The following is a 17,755-nucleotide window of genomic DNA, read 5'->3' as shown; positions in this document are numbered from 1 at the left end:
CATGCGTTAGCAAATCGCTGAAAAAACCTCTTTCACCCTGCCGGTCAGCCACTTGCGTGACTTAACTCAGCCATCGACCGGCAACAACTGCCATACTGCCGCGACCTTGAAGCCGGCCACCGGCCAGGCTTCACCAGCATAATTTCCAGGGGAAAGTCGGACGTGACGGAATTCGATATAGGCGAGTTTTTCATCCATGGCGAGGCCCGGGATGTCGAGGGCGAGTTCCAGGCCGTGATCGTGATGCGCGCCAAGCCACCGCTGCGCACCGTGCGCTGCCACCAGGTGGAAAAGGACCGCTGGTTCAAGACCGCGGAACTGGCCGAAGCCGCCGCCAAGGACGCCGCCCGCGCCCTCAAGCAGGCCGTCGACCAGGGTGCCCTGAACCTCTGACGCTGCGGGCGCGGTAAAGGAACGCCCCGCACGACCGATACCTTGGTGAGCCTTCATTTCAAGAGCACCATGATGATCGACCTCAACCCACCGGCCCGCCTGCCTTCCCTGGGCGAGTTCGCCCTGCCCGGCGCGGCGGCCAGCGAAAGCCCGGCGAGCGATCCGTTTGACTTGCGCACGGCGATCACCCGGGCGACCAATGCCGCGCCCGACGGCGTGCTCGAAGCGAAAAGGAAACGCATCAAGCTGCTGCGCAAACAGATCGAACAACTGCAGCAACGGCTGCGCAAGGCCAACGAGCGCCTGGCAATGGTGCAAAGCGCCGCCCGACATCGCACAACCGACGCGCACATGCAGGCATTGTCCGCCGCCCGGGCCCAGGCGCAGGCCGCCAGCAGCGCCTTGTCGATGGCCCAGGTGGCACTGTTCCAGGCCGAAAGCGCGGTGATCGGCAGCGAGGTCTGAAGGCGCGGGTGCCTGCGCCGTCAGGCCGAACGACTGAACAGCGGGTGTCCGACCCTGTCCCGCGCCAGCTGGGCCAGCCAGGACGCCTGGCACTCCACGGCCTCTTCCCGGCTGGCGAACGGCGCGCCGCGGCGCTCGCCATTGACCAGCACGACCCAGCACACATTCAGCCCGACCGCGCGAAAGGTGGCCGGTACACCGCTACCAATCATCACTGCGACATCGACTTTGCTTTGCATGAGGACTTCTCCTGGTAACTAGTTAGCTAGCTAACAATGTCGCTCATACTAATGAGTTCCAATGCTGGGAAAAAGCCATCCCTGGCACAGCTCCGTTGCAGGGCCGGTAACAATGGCCGGCCCCTGTCCAGGCTCAGCCACGCGCGGCCGCGGCGGTCTGCTCCGGTTTGTAGCCCAGGCGCAGGCCGCCCCAATGCCGGCCCTTGATCCTGATCGGCACCGACAAATCGTGCATCAGCTCGCCGGTATCGCGGGTGTAGGTTTGCAGCAACAGCGGCTGCTGGTGGCTGCCGCAGCGGATGCCGGTGCGGTCCTCGAACTTGCGCTTGGTGCGGTTGTGCAGGGTATCCACCTGCGGGTCGCCGGTCAGCGGCCGGGAAAACGCCTGGTTGTGGGTCGGCACATAGCCCTGGGGCGTGCAGGCGATGGCGAACACCAGGCCTTCGTGACGCGCCAGCAACGGTTCCTGGATCGCCGGCAGCACCTGATCGGCGTAACGGTCGAAGCGGGTCTGGTATTTCACCGGCTGGGTATTGGCGATCGGCTGGTAGCTGCGGTCGAACAGGTCGTCGAGGCTGATGCGGTTGGCCGCAAGATCCGCCTCGAACTGCTCGGCGATGCGCCGGGCGCCTTCCTGGGCCAGGTCGTAGATGCGCTGGTGGTAGTCATCCAGGCCGACCTCGGCCAGGCGTTCGCTGATGATCTCCGCCTGCCCTTCCATCTGCGCCGCCGCCTCAGCCAGGCGGCGGGTCTGCTGGTCGCTCACCGCCAGGTCGCCGCGCACCTGCTCGACGGCATGGAACAGGCTGTCCAGTTGCTGGCGGTTGGTCTCGGCGCCGCGGGCGATCTCGCCGACCTGGCTTTCCACCCCGGCCGCCAGCCGGGCGATGTTCTGCAGGTGCTGGCCGGTGGACTCGACCTGCTCGACCCCGGTGTTCAGGTCGCTGGACAGCTGACGGATCTGCTCCACCACCTGGGCCGTGCGCTGCTGGATATCGCCGACCATCACCCCGACCTCGTCGGTGGCGGTGGCCGTGCGCCCGGCCAGGCCGCGCACTTCATCGGCCACCACGGCGAACCCGCGGCCATGTTCACCGGCCCGCGCCGCCTCGATGGCGGCATTCAACGCCAGCAGGTTGGTCTGGCTGGCGATCGACTGGATCACCAGCGCCACCCGCTGGATGTCTTCGCTGCGCTGGCTCAGGGCTTCGATCAGTTGCCGGCTGTCGTTGGCGCTTTGGCTGAGGCGGTGCATGCGGGTGATGGATTCACCCAGCACTGTGCTGCCTTCGGCGCTGCTGCGGTGGGCTTCGCTGGCGGCGCTCAGGGCCTGCTGGCTGAGTTGCGCGGCCAGTTGCTCGGTGTGGATCATCGCCTCGGCGCTGCTGACGATGCGCGCCGCCGAGTCCAGCTGCGACTGCACCCGCCCGGCCAGTTGCCGGACCGAATAGGCCACGCCGGCGGCCGACAGCGCGTTATGGCTGGTGCTGCAGGACAGGTCGCGCGTCAGCGCGGCGATCTCGCTGTTATCGACGCTGCTCGCCGGCGCTGCTGCCTTGGACCTGCGCAAGAGCGGTAGCCAGACGATCAGCAGCATCAGCGGCACGGCGAGGTAGAAAGAAAGCAGCCCCTGGGACAGGACGTACAGCACTAGCAGCAAGGCGCTGCTTTGCAGGGTTGGAACCTGACTTTGGACTACTGACAGCGGTTGCGCCATGGCAGTCGGCGAAGATCCGTCTTGCGTCATCTGGATTACCCCACGCTTTTCTAATTATTTGGCCTGCATTGAACGCCACTAAAAAGCCATTATCCATGGTCCATTAGTCGCAGCTTTGCAGCAGATCAATAGAAATGCGCGGGCTTTAAAGACGCCCACAAACGACTCGCGGGCAAGCCTCCGATCCCAGGCGTCTCGACGACCTTGGGATGGGGCTTGCCCGCGAGGGGAGAAGTCTTGGCGATCAGGCCTGACGCTGGTGCTTGTCGATCTGCTCGTGACGTTCCTGAGCTTCGATGCAGTACTTGGTGGTCGGGCTGATCAGCAGGCGTTTCAGGCCGATCGGCTCGCCGCTGTCGTCGCACCAGCCGAAGCTGTCGTCGCCGATACGGCCCAGGGCCTGCTCCAGCTGCGGCAGCATGCGCTGGTCGCGGTCGATAGCGTTGACCAGCCAGGTCCGCTCTTCCTCTACGGAAGCCGCGTCGGCAGGGTCGGCCGGGGTGTCCAGGCTCTCAATGGCGATTCGGTTCTGTTCGATGCGCTCGTGGGTTTCGACCTTCATGGCCTGCAACAGCTCAGTGAAAAAAGCCAGCTGCTCGGCGTTCATGTAGTCATCCGCCGGCATGGCCAGCAACTTTTCCTTTGTCATTGATTTCTCTATAAAAAATACGTGCATTAAGGCGAATTAAAGCTGTTTTCCGTGCCCCCTTTCGGGGCATCGGAAAGGCGCCATACATTCCAAGCGCCACCCGGCACTCAATTTACGAGGGGCGGCAGTCTAAGGCCGGTTCGAGGCGTCAGCAACTGAAATGACATCAGATTTGTCTGATAAGCCCTGAAAGCCCGCCAGGGCTGGCTTTGGCGGCGGTTATCGGAGTGCGTTTATAACAAGAAATTCCATCGCCCGGGGTCTTTTAGAAGACAAACGGCAGCGGCAGGCCCGAAAAAGGCCTGCTGCTGCCGTGGAGTATGGCTCTTCTGTAGGAGCGAAGTCAGCGCTTGAGCTTGCGCTTGTTGCGGTACTGGTCGATGACCACCGCCACCACGATGATCAGGCCCTTGATGATGTCCTGGATATAGGCATCGACGCCGACGAAGGTGAACCCGCTGGCCATCACCCCTAGGATCAGCGCGCCGATCACGGTGCCGGTGATGCGCCCCACGCCGCCGGCCAGGCTGGTGCCGCCGATCACCGCCGCGGCGATGGCGTCCAGTTCATAGGACATGCCCATGCCCGCCTGCCCGGTCGCCGCCCGCGCCGAGGCCACCACCCCGGCCAGCCCCGCCAGCAGCCCGGCGATGCTGTAGACGATCACCAGGTGGCGCTTGACGTTGATCCCCGAGGTCCGCGCCGCCTGCATGTTGCCGCCGATGGCGTAGGTGTACTTGCCGTACTTGGTGTAGCGCAGGGCGATATGGAAGATCACCGCCACCACCAGGAAGATGATCACCGGCATCGCGCCGTGGCCGATGGCCGTGTAGGAGTCCGAGAGCATGCTGATCGGCTGGCCTTCGGTGTAATAACGTGCCAGGCCACGCGCCGAGACCATCATGCCGAGGGTGGCGATAAAGGGCGGGATGCCGGTGATGGCGATAATGCTGCCGTTGATCGCCCCCGCCAGCAGCCCTACCCCCAACCCGGCCACCACCGGGATCCACACCGGCAGGTCGGTCAGCGACGGGAACACCGCGCGGGTGAAGTCCGAGGTCTGCGCCAGGCTGGCGGCGATCATCGCCGACAGCGCCAGCACCGAGCCGGACGACAGGTCGATGCCGGTGGTGATGATCACCTGGGTCACGCCGATGGCCAGCAGGCCGATGATCGACACCTGCAGGATCATCAGCACCAGGCGCTGGGAGTTCATCAGGAAGCTCTGGTCGCGCACTATCCAGCCGAACAGTTCGAACACCAGGCCGATGCCGATCAGCACCAGGAAGATGCTCAGCTCGGTGGGCAGGCGCCGGCGCGTTCTGGCTGGCGCCGCCGCGGGTTTGTTTTCCAGTATCGCGTTCATAAGCCTTCACCTTCTTCTTGTATGGCCGGCGGCGAACACACCTCGCCGATGGCCTTGATACGTTTACCGGCTAGTGGACCAGGGACATCCCCGAAGCCAGTTGCATGACCTTCTCCTGGGTCGCTTCGCCGCGGTCGAGGGTGCCCATCAGCTCGCCCTCGTGCATGACCATCACCCGGTCGCTCATGCCCAGCACTTCCGGCAGTTCCGAAGAAATCATGATCACCGCCATGCCTTCGCCGGCGAGGTAGGCGATCAGCCGGTAGATCTCGGCCTTGGCGCCGACGTCGATGCCGCGGGTCGGTTCGTCGAGGATCAGCACCCGCGGGTTGGTCATCAGCCAGCGCGCGAGCAAGGCCTTCTGCTGGTTGCCGCCGGACAGGGTGTCGATGCACTGCTCCAGGGACGGGGTCTTGACCCGCAGCTTCTTGCACATGTCCTCGCACAGGGCGCGCAGGGCTTTCTGCTGGATGAAACCGTTGCCGGCATAGTGCGGCAGCACCGCCATCTCCATGTTTTCCAGGACCGACAGGCAGGGAAACAGGCCGCTGAGCTTGCGGTCCTCGGTCAACAGGGCAAACCCCTTCTCGATCGCCATGTGCGGATCGCTGATGCGCACCGGCTGGCCGTCGAGGCGGATCTCGCCGCCGTCGCTGGGGGTGATGCCGAAAATCGTCTCGGCCACATTGGTGCGGCCCGAGCCCATCAGCCCGGCGATGCCAAGGATCTCCCCGGCGTGCAGGTCGAAGGACACGCCCTCGAACACCCCGTCCAGGCGCAGGTCGCGCACCGACATCAGCAGATTGCCTATGGGTTTCTCGCGCACCGGGAACAATTGGCTCAGTTCGCGGCCGACCATCATCGAGATCAGGCTGTCGCCGTCCATGCTGTCGGCCCGTTGCAGGCCGATGTAGGCGCCGTCGCGGAACACCGCCACTTCATCGGCGATGGCGAACACTTCGTTCATCTTGTGGGTGATATAGATGATGCCCTTACCCTGGGCCTTGAGGTCGGCGATGATCGAGAACAGGTGCGCCACCTCTTTCTCGGTAATGGCCGAGGTCGGCTCGTCCATGATCAGGATGTCGGAGTCGTAGGACACCGCCTTGGCGATCTCCACCATCTGCCGCTCGGCGATGCTCAGGTTGCCCACCTGCTCCTCGGGGTCGAGGTTGATCCGCAGGCGCTCCAGCAGCAGCGCGGTGCAGCGGTGCATCTCGCGGTGATCGACCATGTGCAGGCCGTTGAGCTGCTCGCGGCCGATCCAGATGTTCTCGGCGATGCTCATGTGCGGCATCAGGTTGAGTTCCTGGTGGATCATCGCGATCCCCGCCTGCAAGGCCGCCAGCGGCGTCTCGAAACTCACCCGCTGGCCTTTGAGGCGCAGCTCGCCGGCGTCAGGCTGGTAGATCCCGGCGATGATTTTCATCAGGGTCGACTTGCCCGCGCCGTTCTCCCCCATCAGCGCCAGCACCGTGCCAGGGCGCACCCGCAGTTGCACATCGGACAGGGCGACAACCCCGGGAAAACCCTTGCTGACGTTGATGACTTCCAGCAGGTAAGGCTGCTGCTCGGACACAGACTGGGCAGACTGAGCGGCGGGCTGCATAGCCGCCGTCGGGATGCTCGAAGCAGTCGCTGAAGCGAACATGATCAGGTACTCCATCCGCGGGGCAGCTGGGCCACCCCGCCGGCTTATGGTTGTTGATGGAACGGACGGGCTGTTTGAACCGGGCTTATTTGAACTGGGCGACGTTTTCCGGGGTGATCAGGCGATACGGCACCCACACTGCCTGCTCCACCGGCTCGTGCTTGGCCATCTTCACCGCGGTGTCGATCGAGCCGTCGGCCTGGCCCTTGGCATCCTGGAACACCGAGACCGCCAGGTCGCCCTTCTGCACCGCGCGCAGGCCATCGGGCGTGCCGTCGACCCCGGCGATCAGCACGCTGCCCTTCTCCACCCCGGCCTGTTTCAGCGCCATGGCGGCGCCGATGGCCATTTCATCGTTGTTGGCCACCACCGCATCGAACTGGCGGCCCTGGGTCAGCCAGTCGTTGACCAGGGTCATGGCCTTGTCCCGCAGCCAGATCCCGGTCTGTTCCTGCTCGACCTTGATCCCCGGGTACTTGGCCAGCACTTCCTTGACGCCCTTGGTGCGGTTGGTGGTGGAGTTGTTCGCCAGGTCACCCAGCAGGATCACCACCTCGCCCTTGCCGCCCATCTTGTCGGCCAGGTACTGCATCTGCATCTGCCCGGCTTCCAGGTCGTTGGAGGCCACGGTGACCACGCCCTTGGGCAGGTTCAGGTCGTCCGGCCGGCGGTTGACGTAGACCAGGGGAATCCCGGCCTTGACCGCCGCCTCGGTGATCTTGCGGGTCGCCGCGGTGTCCACCGGGTTGACCACGATGGCGTCGACCTTCTGGCTGATAAAGCTTTCCACCTGGCTCAGCTGCTTGACCACATCGGCCCGGGCATCCTCGAACTGCAGCGTGACGCCGTCCGGCAGCGACTTGGCTTTGTGGTCCATGGATTCACGCAGGTAGGTCAGCCAGGTGTCGTCGAACTGCGACATGCTCACGCCGATCTTCAGGTCGGCGAACGCCGTGCCGCTGCCCAGCAGCAGGGACAGGGCAAGCGTGGCGAAACGGGTCTTGGTCTTCATGAAAGGTCTTTCTCCACATTCTTGTAGGTTTTATGGATAAGGCGCAGAAACCACTCAGTGAGGCAGACGCACGATCGGCGCGCCGGGCATGCAGCACACCAGCGCGCCCTTGCGTTCGACGCAAAGCAGGCGGACCAGGGACTGGACGACAAAGGCATGCCGGGATGTTTGGCGAGGTGTTCGACTGGACAATGGATGGCGGCGCGGCAATGCGCGGCGAAGCAGGTGCACAACGGAACTGAAGGTTTTCATCGACGGTACCTGTTTTGTTTTTGTTGGCGGGTTTCACTCGGTTCAAGGCGGATCTGAAATCGGCCTGTGACGCTGGCGAAACCCTGCTAGTCGGCAACCTGGAAATGACTTTATTGGAAAATAATTTCTATATCAACTCATTTTAGAATTTTATTCCAAATTCATTCTGCAGCCGGAAATCGGCCATTTCCACCACCTGGCGCTGGCGCCAGCTCAGGCGCGCGGCGTCCAGCACGCGGGTGGTGGCCAGGGCCTCGGCCGCTGTCACCGGCAGCAGCCCCTGCCCTTGCAGCGCCGCTTGCCACTGTTTATAGAACTGCAACCAGTCGCCCCGCTCGGAAGCCACCCGCTCGCGGATCTCGCCCTGCTCGAACCAGCCCCAGCGCCGGTGTTCCTCGACGCCCCAGCGCTCGCCCTCGGTCTGCGGCGACAGGCCGGCGACCAGCGCCTGCTCCTGGCCGTCCAGGCCCTCGACCGTATAACTGCCGGCCGAACCGCTGACCCGGAACCGTGGCCCCTGGCAATTCTGCAGACAACTACCGGACACGTGTGAAACCACGCCACTGGCGTGGCTCAGGGCGAGGAAAAAACCGTGGTCGCAGGTCGGCGCCTGGGGGGTGTACTGCAATTCGGCGTAGACCCGGGTCACCGGGCCGAACAGCTGCAAGGCCTGGTCCACCAGATGGCTGCCGAGGTCGCGCAGGAAACCGCCACCGCTGGTATTGCCCACGGCCTGCGGCACATAACGCTCGACCCGCGACTCGAAGCGGCTGACGCTGCCCAGGGCGCCGCTGGCGATCAGCTTGCGCAGGGTGAGGAAGTCCGAGTCCCAGCGCCGGTTCATGTACACACTCAGCGGCACCCGACGGGTTTGCGCGGCCTCGATCAGCGCCTTGGCCTGTTCGAGGTCGCTGGCGAAGGGTTTGTCGCTGACCACCGGGATACCGCGCTCGATGGCTTCCAGCACCAGCGCCGCACGGCCCTCCAGCGGGGTGGAAATCACCAGCCCGTCGATCCCGGCCGCGACCAGTTGCTCGATGCTGTCGAAGGCCCGCACCCCGGGGTGCTCCGCCGCCAGCAGCTGCCGGCGCTCGGCCGACAGGGTGACCACGCCGACGAAGGTCGCGCCGGGCAGGCTGGCAATCAGCGGCGCGTGAAAATGTCGGCCACCATGGCCGTAACCCACCAAACCAATGCGCATCGCAAAGCCCTCCTTATATAGAACCCGATGTAGCCCTGTAGCCCTGTAGCCCTGTAGCCCTGTAGCCCTGTAGCCCTGTAGCCCTGTAGCCCTGTAGCCGCTGGCGCAGCCTGCGCTCGACCACGCAGTGGTCGCAACCACGGCGCATGCGGTCTTTCAGTTCGATCCGTGCCGCCAGGTTTTGCGAGGACGTCGTCCTCGATCGCAGGCTGCGCCAGCGGCTACAGGCGGCTGCGTTTGTGTCAACGGCACAGCTCGCTGCTGACCCGCTCCAGCATCATCCGGTTGGATTCGTCCGGGCGGTCTTCCCAGGCGAACACCGAGACCGTGGCGATGCCGTCGAACTGGATCTCGCGCAGGGTATCGAAGAACGCCGTCCAGTCCACCTCGCCCTGGCCAATGTCCAGGTGCTGGTGCACGGTGGCGGTGACGCCCGGCGGGTTGACGATATAGCGCAGGCTCGACGACGCCTTGTGGTTGTAGGTGTCGGCGATGATCAGGTGGCTGAGCTTGCTGCCCGCATACTTGAGCATCGAAGCGATGTCGCCCTTGCCGTCGTCGTAGAAGAAGGTGTGCGGCGCCGCGTACAGGTAGTTGATCCAGTCCCGGTCAAAGCCGCGGATGATGTCCACCGACTCGTTGTTGCGCTCGCAGAAATCATAGGGGTGGGCCTGGATATCCAGCTTGATGCCCTCGCGCTCGAACTCCGGGATCAACTCGTCCATGGAGCGCATGAACTGGTTCTCGCACACCAGCGGGTTGTCCGACTGGCCGGTGAACTCGCTGTTGACCAGCTCGCAGTCCATTTCCACGGCAATCTGGATCGCCCGCTTCCAGTTGCGCACCGCCGCCACGCGCAAGCCTTCGTCGGCGGCGGCCCAGTGGTACATCGGCAACAGAGAAGAGAGCTGCACGCCGCTGTCGCCGAGGGCCTTGCGAAATTCCTTGATCCGCGCCCGGTCGACCCGTGGCGCCTTGTAGAACGGCAGGAAATCCTCGCGCGGCGACAGCTCGATGTACTGATAACCCAGTTCGGCGGCCTTGTCGGTCATCTGGCCCAGCGGCAGGTGGCGGTACATGTAGGGGTCCAGTGCGATGCGCATTTTAGTGTTCTCCCCGAATCTGAAGTGGTGACCTGTAGCCGCTGCCGCAGGCTGCGATCGCGACCGAAGGGCGCGTAGGACCTCAAGATCGCTGAAGGCCTGCGGCCTTATCGCAGCCTTCGGCAGCGGCTACAAAGTTGCTGTGTACCTTGTAGGAGCGAAGCTTGCTCGCGATGGAGTCGGATGCGCCGCGTTGTTCCAGACAGACCGCGTCATCGTTAACGTCCATCGCGGGCAACCGGCCGCTCCTACAGAATCAGCCATAGAACGCCGGGCGCGGCGGTTGTTCGACCTTGACGATCTGCCCGCTGTTCTGCGCCTCGATGCAGGCATCGGCGGCCACCGCCGCGGCATAGCCGTCCCAGGCCGAAGGGCCACCGACCTGCCCGGCCCGCACTCCGTCGATAAAGGCCTGCAGCTCGACGTCATAGGCGGCGATAAAGCGGTCCTTCCAGTCCATCAGGATCGTGTTGGACAGCTTGGCCTCGCTGCGCAGCTGCACCTGGGACGGCTCCGGCAACCTGGCGATGCCGGTTTCGCCCACCACTTCGCACTGGATGTCGTAGCCGTACTGGCAGTTGACGAACACCTCGACGTCGATGCGCGTGCCCTTGGCGGTTTCCAGCAGCACCACCTGCGGGTCGCGCAGGTGCGCCAACGCCTTGCTCGACTTGCGCGGGAACACCACCTGCACCGACACATAGTCGTCGGCCAGCAGCCAGCGCAGCACGTCCAGTTCATGAATCAGGGTGTCGGTGATCGCCATGTCGGTCTTGTAGTTCTCGCCGACCCGCGGGTTGCGGTGGGCGCAGTGCAGCATCAGCGGTTCGCCGATCCGGCCGCTGTCGATCACCGCCTTCAGCGCGCGGTAGCCAGAATCGTAGGGACGCATGAAGCCCACCTGGACCAGGCGCTTGCCGTGGGTCATCTCGGCCTCGACGATCTTGCGGCAGCCGGCGGCGGTCACCGCCAGCGGCTTCTCGCAGAACACCGGCTTGCCAGCGGCGATGGCGGCCAGCACGAACTCTTCATGGCTCGGCCCCCAGGAGGTAACCAGCACCGCCTCGACTTCCGGCGCCTTGATCAGCGCATGCCCGTCGGGATACACCTCGGCGGCGATCTTCAGCTCGGCCACCACCTTCGCCGCCTGCGCAAGATTGATATCGGTGACCGCCACCACCTGGCTGCCCAGCAGGGTCTGGCTGCAACGACGGATATGGTCCTGGCCGATGGCCCCGGTACCGATGACGCCCAGTTTCAAAGACATGAATGCACTCCTGTTTTTTGTTCGAGCAATAGGTTGTTCGAGCCTGTTGTTATTCGAGCGATCAGTACTGCCGGGCCTTGGCCAGGCGTTCGTTGAGTTGTTTGGCCACCGCGTCGGTACGGGCGCTGGTGGACACCTGCGCCACCCCGACCCGCCACCAGGACAGGTACTTGTGGATCATGGTCTTGGGCAGGACCTTGATATCGATCAGGGTCGACACCGTCTGGGTCCGCGCATCGGCCAGGGCCGCCTGCAGCTCTGCCACGGTCTTGACCTTGTAGGTCTTGCAGCCATAGGCCGCCGCGCTCATGGCGAAGTCCACCGGCACGAAGCCGCCGTCGAGCTTGCCAGTCTCGGGGTTTCGGAAACGGAACTCGGTGCCGAAGCTGTCCATGCCGTGTTCCATCTGCAGGTTGTTGATGCAGCCGAAGGTCATGTTGTCCAGCAGCACCACGTTGATCTTGCGCCGCTCCTGGATCGAGGTGGCCAGCTCCGAATGCAGCATCAGGTAGGAGCCGTCGCCCACCAGGGCGTAGACCTCGCGCTGGGGTTCGGCGAGCTTGACCCCCAGGGCCGCGTTGACCTCGTAGCCCATGCAGGAATAGCCGTACTCGACGTGGTAGGTATTGACCCCCTTGCTGCGCCAGCTGCGTTGCAGGTCGCCGGGCAGGCTGCCCGCGGCGGCGACTATCACCGCGTCGTCGGCCAGGGTCTGGTTGAGCACCCCCAGCACCCGGCTCTGGGTCAGGCAGGAACCGGTCAGCTCGATGAATTCGCGCAGCACCGCCGGGTCCATATGGTCGTTAATCTCCGGGACAAAGTCGTCAGCGTGGTATTCGACCTGATAGACCCGGTCCACCTCCGCGTCCAGCTGCGCCCGCGCCTGGCCGATCTGTTCGCCCCAGGCGGCCTGGTAGTCGCTGCGCGCCAGGGCTTCGGCCAACCCGTTCAGGCCTTCCCGGGCATCCGCCAGCAACTGCACGCCGTCGAGCTTCAGCGCATCGCAGGGGCTGATATTGAGGTTGAGAAACTGCGCATCGGCGCGGAACAGCGACTTCGAGGCGGTGGTGAAATCGCTGTAGCGGGTGCCGATGCCGATGATCAAGTCCGCCTCTTTCGCCAGCAGGTTGGCCGCCAGACAACCGGTCTCGCCGATGCCGCCGACATTCAGCGGGTGGCTGGAGACCACCGCGCTCTTGCCGGCCTGGGTTTCGGCGAAGGGAATGCCGAAGCTTTCGGCAAACGCCAGCAGCGCCTCGTTGGCGCCGGAGTATTTGACCCCGCCGCCACAGATGATCAGCGGCTTGCGCTTGCCGGCAAAGGCCGCCACGGCATCCTCGAGCATGGCCGTGGTGGCCGGCCGGCGCTCGATGCGGTGCACGCGTTTCTGCAGGAAGTAATCCGGGTAATCGTAGGCCTCGGCCTGCACATCCTGGGGCAAGGCCAGGGTCACCGCGCCGGTTTCCGCCGGGTCGGTGAGCACACGCATGGCGTGGATCGCCGCGGTCATCAACTGCTCGGGACGGTTGATGCGGTCCCAGTATTTGCTCACCGCCTTGAAGGCATCGTTGGTGCTGATGCTCAGGTCGTGGAACTGCTCGATCTGTTGCAGCACCGGGTCGGGCTGGCGGCTGGCGTAGACATCGCCGGGCAGCAGCAACAAGGGAATGCGGTTGGCGGTGGCGGTCGCCGCGGCAGTCAGCATGTTCGCCGCCCCCGGGCCCACCGACGAGGTGCAGGCGTAGATCTTGCGCCGCAGGTGCTGCTTGGCGAAACCGATGGCGGCGTGGGCCATGCCCTGCTCGTTGCGGCCCTGATGCACCAGCAGCTCGCCGCTGTCCTGCTCCAGGGCCTGGCCCAGGCCGAGCACGTTGCCGTGGCCGAAAATGGTGAAGATCCCGGCGACGAACTTGCTCTGCACCCCATCGATCTCGACGTACTGGTTGTCGAGGAATTTCACCAGGGCCTGGGCCATGGTCAGTCGTGTCGTAGTCATATCTGCACCTTTGAATAGGGTGAAGGTTGCTGCTCTGTAGCCGCTGCCGCAGGCTGCGATCGCGACCGAAGGGCGCGCAAGGCCTCAAGATCGCTGAAGGCCTGCGGCCTTATCGCAGCCCGCGGCAGCGGCTACAGGGAACGGTGTTATGCCAGGGCCTGCTTGAGGTGGTCGATGCTCGCGCCGATCGCCCGCTGGATATCCGCCAGCCCATGCACGCTGTCGGCGAACGGCTCGAACGACAGGTGGCCGCTGTAGCCGCGCTCGAGCAGGGCCTCGATCTGCGCCGCGTTGCCGAGGATATCGCCCTCGCCCACCAGCACCCGGTGGCCGTCGCGGATGCTCGCCAGGGGCGCCTCGCGGTCCTCGACCCCGGAGATATGCACCAGCCCGGTCAGCTCAGGGAAGAACTCCTGCTCGCCGGCCAGGTGATGGTGAAAGGTGTCGTGCACCAGGCGAAACACATCCAGCCCGCCGATGGCGCGGATCGCCTCCACCGCGGTGCGCTTGCGCCGCAGGGAGCACTCCTCGAAACCCAGGGGCTCGATAAAACCGAGAATCCCATGCTCGCGCAGGATCGGCGCCAACTCCGTCAAGGCGGTGCGCAAACCAGCGCCGCGCGAGGCTTCGCTGCGCGCATCGGCGCGGTCGTTCAGCGGGCACATCACCAGGCCGCGGGCGCCGCAGTCGCGGGCATAGGCGGCAAGCTTCAGGGCCTGGGCGCGACGCTCGGCGTTCCAGACATCGAAGGGGTACAGCGCATTGATCGACAGCACCTGGATGCCGTGGGCCGCGCACAACTGGCGCACCTGCTGCGGCGGCGTGCCATCTTCGATTTCCACGCCCGCAAGGTCATTGCGGATCTCGATGGCATCGGCTTTCAGGGTCACCGCCAGCTCGATGAACGCCGGCAGGCTCAAACGTGGGGCAACCATACGATTCAGGGCGAAACGCAGGGGCTGGCTCATTATTCTTATTCTCCAGAGCAACGGGTTGAATGGGGTTACTTGGCAGTCGGCATGCTGAACTCGGGGCCCTTGGCGATGCTGTCCGGCCAGCGCTGCATCACGCTCTTGTAGCGGCTGTAGAAGCGCAGGCCTTCCTCGCCGTAGGCATGGTGGTCGCCGAACAGCGAGCGCTTCCAGCCGCCGAAGGAATGCCAGGCCATGGGCACCGGAATCGGCACGTTGATGCCGACCATGCCGACCTTGATGCTGCGGGCGAAGGCCCGGGCCACGCCGCCGTCGCGGGTGAAGCAGGACACGCCGTTGCCGAACTCATGGGCGTTGATCAGCGCCACCGCGCTGGCGAAATCCGCCACCCGGACGATGCCCAGCACCGGGCCGAAAATTTCCTCCTGATAGATGTTCATCTCTGTGGTCACGCCGTCGAACAGGGTGGCACCGACAAAAAAGCCCTGCTCCGCCCCCGGCACCTTGAAGCCGCGGCCGTCCACCAGCAGTTGCGCGCCCTGGGCCACGCCCTGGTCGATGAAACCTTCGACCTTGGCCTTGTGCTCGGCGGTCACCAGCGGCCCCATGTCGCTGTCGCCCTGCATACCGTTGCCGATCTTCAGCTGGTCGATGCGCGGCCGCAGTTTCTCGATCAACCGGTCGCCCACCTCGCCCACCGCCACGGCGATGGAGATCGCCATGCAGCGCTCGCCGGCCGAGCCGTAGGCCGCGCCGATCAGCGCATCGGCGGCCTGGTCCAGATCGGCATCGGGCATCACGATCATATGGTTCTTCGCCCCGCCCAGGGCCTGCACGCGCTTGCCGCGGGACGTCGCCTGGCGGTGGATGTACTCGGCGATCGGCGTCGAGCCGACAAAGGAAATCGCTTCGATGTCCGGGTGCTGCAACAGCCCGTCCACCGCCGCCTTGTCGCCCTGGACCACGTTGAACACGCCATCGGGCAGCCCGGCTTGCGTCAGCAGGCGCGCCATCAGCAGGCTGGCGGACGGGTCGCGCTCCGACGGCTTGAGGATGAAGCAGTTACCGCTGACCAGGGCCAGCGGGATCATCCACAGCGGCACCATCACCGGGAAGTTGAACGGGGTGACCCCGGCGCACACGCCCAGGGGCTGGCGCAGGTTCCAGTTGTCGATGCCGCCGCCGATGTTGTCGCTGAAGTCGGTTTTCAGCAGGCTCGGCGCGCCACAGGCGAACTCGACGATCTCGATGCCGCGGGTCACTTCGCCATGGGCGTCGGACAGCACCTTGCCGTGCTCGCGGGTGATGATCTCGGCCAGCTCGTTGTGGTGTTGGTCCAGCAGTTCCTTGAACTTGAACATCACCCGCGAACGGCGCAGCGCCGACTGCTCGGACCAGGCCGGGAAGGCCTTCATCGCCGAAGCGACGGCCTCGTCCACGGTCTTCTGGCTGGCCAGGGCGACCTGGGCCTGCACGCGGCCGGTGGCCGGGTTGAACACGTTGGCGAAGCGCTCGCCGCTGTCCTGCACCTGACCGTCGATGTAATGGCCGATTACCGGGGCGTCACTCATTGTTCTTGTTCTCCGTTCGAATGTTGGAATTCAGAGGCTGGAAATCACAGATCCAGCAGCCAGCTGTGCCGCGGATCGTTATGGAACTGCCAGACCCGCTTGGGCCCGGCCATGACGTTCAGGTAATAGGACTCGTAGCCATAGGGCACGCTGACCGGGTGGTAACCCCTGGGCACCACCACCAGGTCGCCGTGCTCCACGGCCATGGCCTCGTCGAGGCTGCGGTCGTCGGTGTAGACCCGCTGGAACACGAAACCCTGGGGCGGGTTGACCTGGTGGTAATAGGTCTCTTCGAGAAAGCTCTGGTGCGGCAGGTCGTCGGTGTCGTGCTTGTGCGGCGGGTAGCTGGAGGAGTGCCCGGACGGCGTGCGCACCTCCACCACCAGCAGCGAATGGGCCGGCTCGCTGTCCGGCAGGATGTCGCAGACATAGCGGGTGTTGGCGCCCTTGCCACGCACGCTGCGCTTCATGCTCTCGGGAAGGATCAGCCGGGGGCCGAGGCCGTTGGAGCTTTTTGCAGTAGCGCCGGGCGCGGCGCAGACGGCGATCTGCACATCGCTCAGGGCCGTGACCTGGGCCTGGCTGCCGGGCGGCAGGTAGACGGCGAAGGGCGACTTGTCCTCGAACACCGATTGCCGGTCGCCGAGGTTGTCCCAGCCGAACGCGCCCTGCCCCGGCGCCTCGCCCTGGATGCCGATACGCCCGCTGAGCAGTACCAGGCACAACTCCCGGTCGCCGGCATTGACCGGCAGGCTTTCGCCGAGGCTCAGGCGGTAGGCGGCGAACCCGACGTACTGCAACCGGCCCTCGGCCAACTGCACCATGGTCCGGCCCTTGGCCGCGCTTTTTACCAGCAGGCTCATTGTCCCGTCCTCTCATTAAGCAGCGCGCGCAAGGTGTCATAACCCTTCTTCGCGTAGACATAACTCGGCGCCACCGCCGGGTCCTGCTCGGCCTCCACCACCAGCCAGCCCTGGTAATCGGCGGTCAGCAGCTCGTCCAGCAGCGAGGCGAAATCGATGTCGCCATCCCCCGGCACGGTGAAGGTGCCGTTGATGATGCAGTCGGGAAAACTCCACAGGTGGTTGCGCGCCAGCTGCACCACCGGCTTGCGCACATCCTTGAAGTGCACGTGGCAGATGCGTCCGATGTGCTTGCGCAGCACTTGCAGTGGTTCGCCGCCGCCCATGTAGCAGTGGCCCGAGTCGAACAGCAGGCCGACTTCGCTGCCGGTCAGGCTCATCAACTGGTCGATGTCCGCCGGCGATTCGACGTAGGCGCCCATATGGTGGTGGTACGCCAGGCGTACGCCCTGGGACAGGGTGAAACGCGCAAGCTCGGTGAGCTTGTCGGCGTATTCCTGCCAGGCCTGCTGGCTGTGAAAACGCGGACGCTCCACCAAGGGAATGCGCTGGCCCTGGATCGAGTCGGCGACCTCGCCGTAGACCAGCACCGTGGCGCCGTTCTGCGCCAGCAACTGCACATGGCTGGCGATGGCGTCGATCTCCTCGGCCACCGAGCGTCGGGCCAGGCGGCTGGAATACCAGCCCGAGACCAGCGCCAGGTCATAAGGCCGCAGCACATCGCCGACGCCCTTGGCATCCTTGGGGAACTTGCCGTTGAGCTCGAAACCTTCGTAGCCGATCTCCTTGCCTTCGCTCAGCGCGGTGCTCAACGGCGTTTCGCCGCCAAGGGACGGCAGGTCGTCGTTGCTCCAGGAAATCGGGTTGATGCCAATTCGGATTGCGGGCATGGCTGCACCTTTTATTGTTTTCTAAAGCAGTTCTGAAAAATCCCACCCGTAGCCGCTGTAGCCGCTGCCGAGCCTGCGAGGCTGCGATCGAGCTGGGCGGCATCCCGACGCAGCGCTCGCAAAACCTGACAACGCGTAGTGTCAGGTACAACGCTTGCGGTGGCTGCGCCACCGATCGCAGCCTCGCT

17 protein-coding genes are annotated in these 17,755 nt (G+C 64.7%); 2 read left to right on the top strand and 15 right to left on the bottom strand.

The annotated features are described in order from the left end of the window. The first annotated feature begins 162 nt into the window (after nt 1–162). Both AC3RCP_RS13275 and AC3RCP_RS13270 read left to right on the top strand, forming a co-directional pair. Nucleotides 163–393: a hypothetical protein gene (locus tag AC3RCP_RS13275; RefSeq protein WP_007923647.1), complete on the top strand. Its 231-nt coding sequence runs from the start codon at nt 163–165 to the stop codon at nt 391–393. A 72-nt stretch (nt 394–465) separates the two neighbouring features. Further along, nucleotides 466–858 (top strand): hypothetical protein, encoded by a 393-nt coding sequence (locus AC3RCP_RS13270; RefSeq protein ID WP_178081058.1) that lies wholly within the window; start codon nt 466–468, stop codon nt 856–858. A gap of 20 nt (nt 859–878) precedes the next feature. Here AC3RCP_RS13270 and AC3RCP_RS13265 read toward each other — a convergent pair whose 3' ends face one another. From AC3RCP_RS13265 to iolE, 15 genes are all read right to left on the bottom strand, one after another. Beyond that, nucleotides 879–1,097 carry a hypothetical protein gene (locus AC3RCP_RS13265; protein WP_096373880.1) on the bottom strand — a complete coding sequence of 73 codons (219 nt, stop codon included), beginning with the start codon at nt 1,095–1,097 and terminating at the stop codon, nt 879–881. A gap of 133 nt (nt 1,098–1,230) precedes the next feature. After that, the gene (locus AC3RCP_RS13260) at nt 1,231–2,844 is read right to left on the bottom strand and encodes a methyl-accepting chemotaxis protein (RefSeq protein ID WP_492569916.1); all 1,614 of its coding nucleotides are present in this window, start codon (nt 2,842–2,844) and stop codon (nt 1,231–1,233) included. 214 nt (nt 2,845–3,058) lie between these two features. Continuing rightward, complete coding sequence (locus AC3RCP_RS13255) at nt 3,059–3,463, bottom strand: TraR/DksA family transcriptional regulator (RefSeq protein WP_007923643.1); 405 nt, start codon at nt 3,461–3,463, stop codon at nt 3,059–3,061. Nucleotides 3,464–3,806: 343 nt separating this feature from the next. Further along, on the bottom strand, nt 3,807–4,829 hold the full coding sequence (locus AC3RCP_RS13250) for an ABC transporter permease (protein WP_007923642.1): 1,023 nt from the start codon (nt 4,827–4,829) through the stop codon (nt 3,807–3,809). Between the two features lie 70 nt (nt 4,830–4,899). Then, entirely contained in the window at nt 4,900–6,480 is a 1,581-nt protein-coding gene (locus tag AC3RCP_RS13245; RefSeq protein WP_492569914.1) for a sugar ABC transporter ATP-binding protein, read from the bottom strand. 85 nt (nt 6,481–6,565) lie between these two features. Further along, a complete protein-coding gene (locus AC3RCP_RS13240; protein WP_007923640.1) occupies nt 6,566–7,492 on the bottom strand; it encodes a sugar ABC transporter substrate-binding protein in 927 nt (308 codons plus the stop codon). Between the two features lie 54 nt (nt 7,493–7,546). Next, the gene (locus AC3RCP_RS13235; protein ID WP_101337613.1) at nt 7,547–7,744 is read right to left on the bottom strand and encodes a hypothetical protein; all 198 of its coding nucleotides are present in this window, start codon (nt 7,742–7,744) and stop codon (nt 7,547–7,549) included. A 142-nt stretch (nt 7,745–7,886) separates the two neighbouring features. Continuing rightward, nucleotides 7,887–8,945, bottom strand: coding sequence for a Gfo/Idh/MocA family protein (locus AC3RCP_RS13230; protein WP_492569912.1), 1,059 nt, complete (start codon nt 8,943–8,945; stop codon nt 7,887–7,889). Nucleotides 8,946–9,187: 242 nt separating this feature from the next. Continuing rightward, nucleotides 9,188–10,048, bottom strand: a complete 861-nt coding sequence (locus tag AC3RCP_RS13225; RefSeq protein ID WP_007920489.1) for a sugar phosphate isomerase/epimerase family protein — start codon at nt 10,046–10,048, stop codon at nt 9,188–9,190. A gap of 256 nt (nt 10,049–10,304) precedes the next feature. Then, a complete protein-coding gene (iolG, locus tag AC3RCP_RS13220; protein WP_492569911.1) occupies nt 10,305–11,315 on the bottom strand; it encodes a bifunctional inositol 2-dehydrogenase/D-chiro-inositol 1-dehydrogenase in 1,011 nt (336 codons plus the stop codon). Nucleotides 11,316–11,376: 61 nt separating this feature from the next. Beyond that, nucleotides 11,377–13,311, bottom strand: a complete 1,935-nt coding sequence (gene iolD, locus AC3RCP_RS13215) for a 3D-(3,5/4)-trihydroxycyclohexane-1,2-dione acylhydrolase (decyclizing) (protein WP_492569909.1) — start codon at nt 13,309–13,311, stop codon at nt 11,377–11,379. Nucleotides 13,312–13,457: 146 nt separating this feature from the next. After that, nucleotides 13,458–14,279 (bottom strand): TIM barrel protein, encoded by an 822-nt coding sequence (locus tag AC3RCP_RS13210; RefSeq protein WP_274306478.1) that lies wholly within the window; start codon nt 14,277–14,279, stop codon nt 13,458–13,460. Between the two features lie 35 nt (nt 14,280–14,314). Next, a complete protein-coding gene (locus AC3RCP_RS13205) occupies nt 14,315–15,814 on the bottom strand; it encodes a CoA-acylating methylmalonate-semialdehyde dehydrogenase (protein WP_492569907.1) in 1,500 nt (499 codons plus the stop codon). A 44-nt stretch (nt 15,815–15,858) separates the two neighbouring features. Further along, the gene (gene iolB, locus AC3RCP_RS13200; protein ID WP_492569905.1) at nt 15,859–16,677 is read right to left on the bottom strand and encodes a 5-deoxy-glucuronate isomerase; all 819 of its coding nucleotides are present in this window, start codon (nt 16,675–16,677) and stop codon (nt 15,859–15,861) included. Continuing rightward, nucleotides 16,674–17,567: a myo-inosose-2 dehydratase gene (gene iolE, locus AC3RCP_RS13195; protein ID WP_492569903.1), complete on the bottom strand. Its 894-nt coding sequence runs from the start codon at nt 17,565–17,567 to the stop codon at nt 16,674–16,676. The genes iolB and iolE overlap by 4 nt, the downstream gene beginning before the upstream one ends. Nucleotides 17,568–17,755 lie beyond the last annotated feature (188 nt).

The sequence above is a fragment of the Pseudomonas sp. GW822-FHT05A08 genome, assembly GCF_058800485.1.
This window is presented reverse-complemented; position numbering and strand designations above follow the sequence as displayed.

What these genes read in the sequence shown, in the direction of transcription:
- iolD (WP_492569909.1), bottom strand. Translation starts at nt 13,311, where the DNA reads ATGACTACGACACGACTGACCATGGCCCAGGCCCTGGTGAAATTCCTC.
- AC3RCP_RS13210 (WP_274306478.1), bottom strand. Translation starts at nt 14,279, where the DNA reads ATGAGCCAGCCCCTGCGTTTCGCCCTGAATCGTATGGTTGCCCCACGT.
- AC3RCP_RS13255 (WP_007923643.1), bottom strand. Translation starts at nt 3,463, where the DNA reads ATGACAAAGGAAAAGTTGCTGGCCATGCCGGCGGATGACTACATGAAC.
- iolG (WP_492569911.1), bottom strand. Translation starts at nt 11,315, where the DNA reads ATGTCTTTGAAACTGGGCGTCATCGGTACCGGGGCCATCGGCCAGGAC.
- AC3RCP_RS13260 (WP_492569916.1), bottom strand. Translation starts at nt 2,844, where the DNA reads ATGACGCAAGACGGATCTTCGCCGACTGCCATGGCGCAACCGCTGTCA.
- AC3RCP_RS13250 (WP_007923642.1), bottom strand. Translation starts at nt 4,829, where the DNA reads ATGAACGCGATACTGGAAAACAAACCCGCGGCGGCGCCAGCCAGAACG.
- iolE (WP_492569903.1), bottom strand. Translation starts at nt 17,567, where the DNA reads ATGCCCGCAATCCGAATTGGCATCAACCCGATTTCCTGGAGCAACGAC.
- iolB (WP_492569905.1), bottom strand. Translation starts at nt 16,677, where the DNA reads ATGAGCCTGCTGGTAAAAAGCGCGGCCAAGGGCCGGACCATGGTGCAG.
- AC3RCP_RS13265 (WP_096373880.1), bottom strand. Translation starts at nt 1,097, where the DNA reads ATGCAAAGCAAAGTCGATGTCGCAGTGATGATTGGTAGCGGTGTACCG.
- AC3RCP_RS13225 (WP_007920489.1), bottom strand. Translation starts at nt 10,048, where the DNA reads ATGCGCATCGCACTGGACCCCTACATGTACCGCCACCTGCCGCTGGGC.
- AC3RCP_RS13245 (WP_492569914.1), bottom strand. Translation starts at nt 6,480, where the DNA reads ATGTTCGCTTCAGCGACTGCTTCGAGCATCCCGACGGCGGCTATGCAG.
- AC3RCP_RS13205 (WP_492569907.1), bottom strand. Translation starts at nt 15,814, where the DNA reads ATGAGTGACGCCCCGGTAATCGGCCATTACATCGACGGTCAGGTGCAG.
- AC3RCP_RS13240 (WP_007923640.1), bottom strand. Translation starts at nt 7,492, where the DNA reads ATGAAGACCAAGACCCGTTTCGCCACGCTTGCCCTGTCCCTGCTGCTG.
- AC3RCP_RS13235 (WP_101337613.1), bottom strand. Translation starts at nt 7,744, where the DNA reads ATGAAAACCTTCAGTTCCGTTGTGCACCTGCTTCGCCGCGCATTGCCG.
- AC3RCP_RS13230 (WP_492569912.1), bottom strand. Translation starts at nt 8,945, where the DNA reads ATGCGCATTGGTTTGGTGGGTTACGGCCATGGTGGCCGACATTTTCAC.
- AC3RCP_RS13270 (WP_178081058.1), top strand. Translation starts at nt 466, where the DNA reads ATGATCGACCTCAACCCACCGGCCCGCCTGCCTTCCCTGGGCGAGTTC.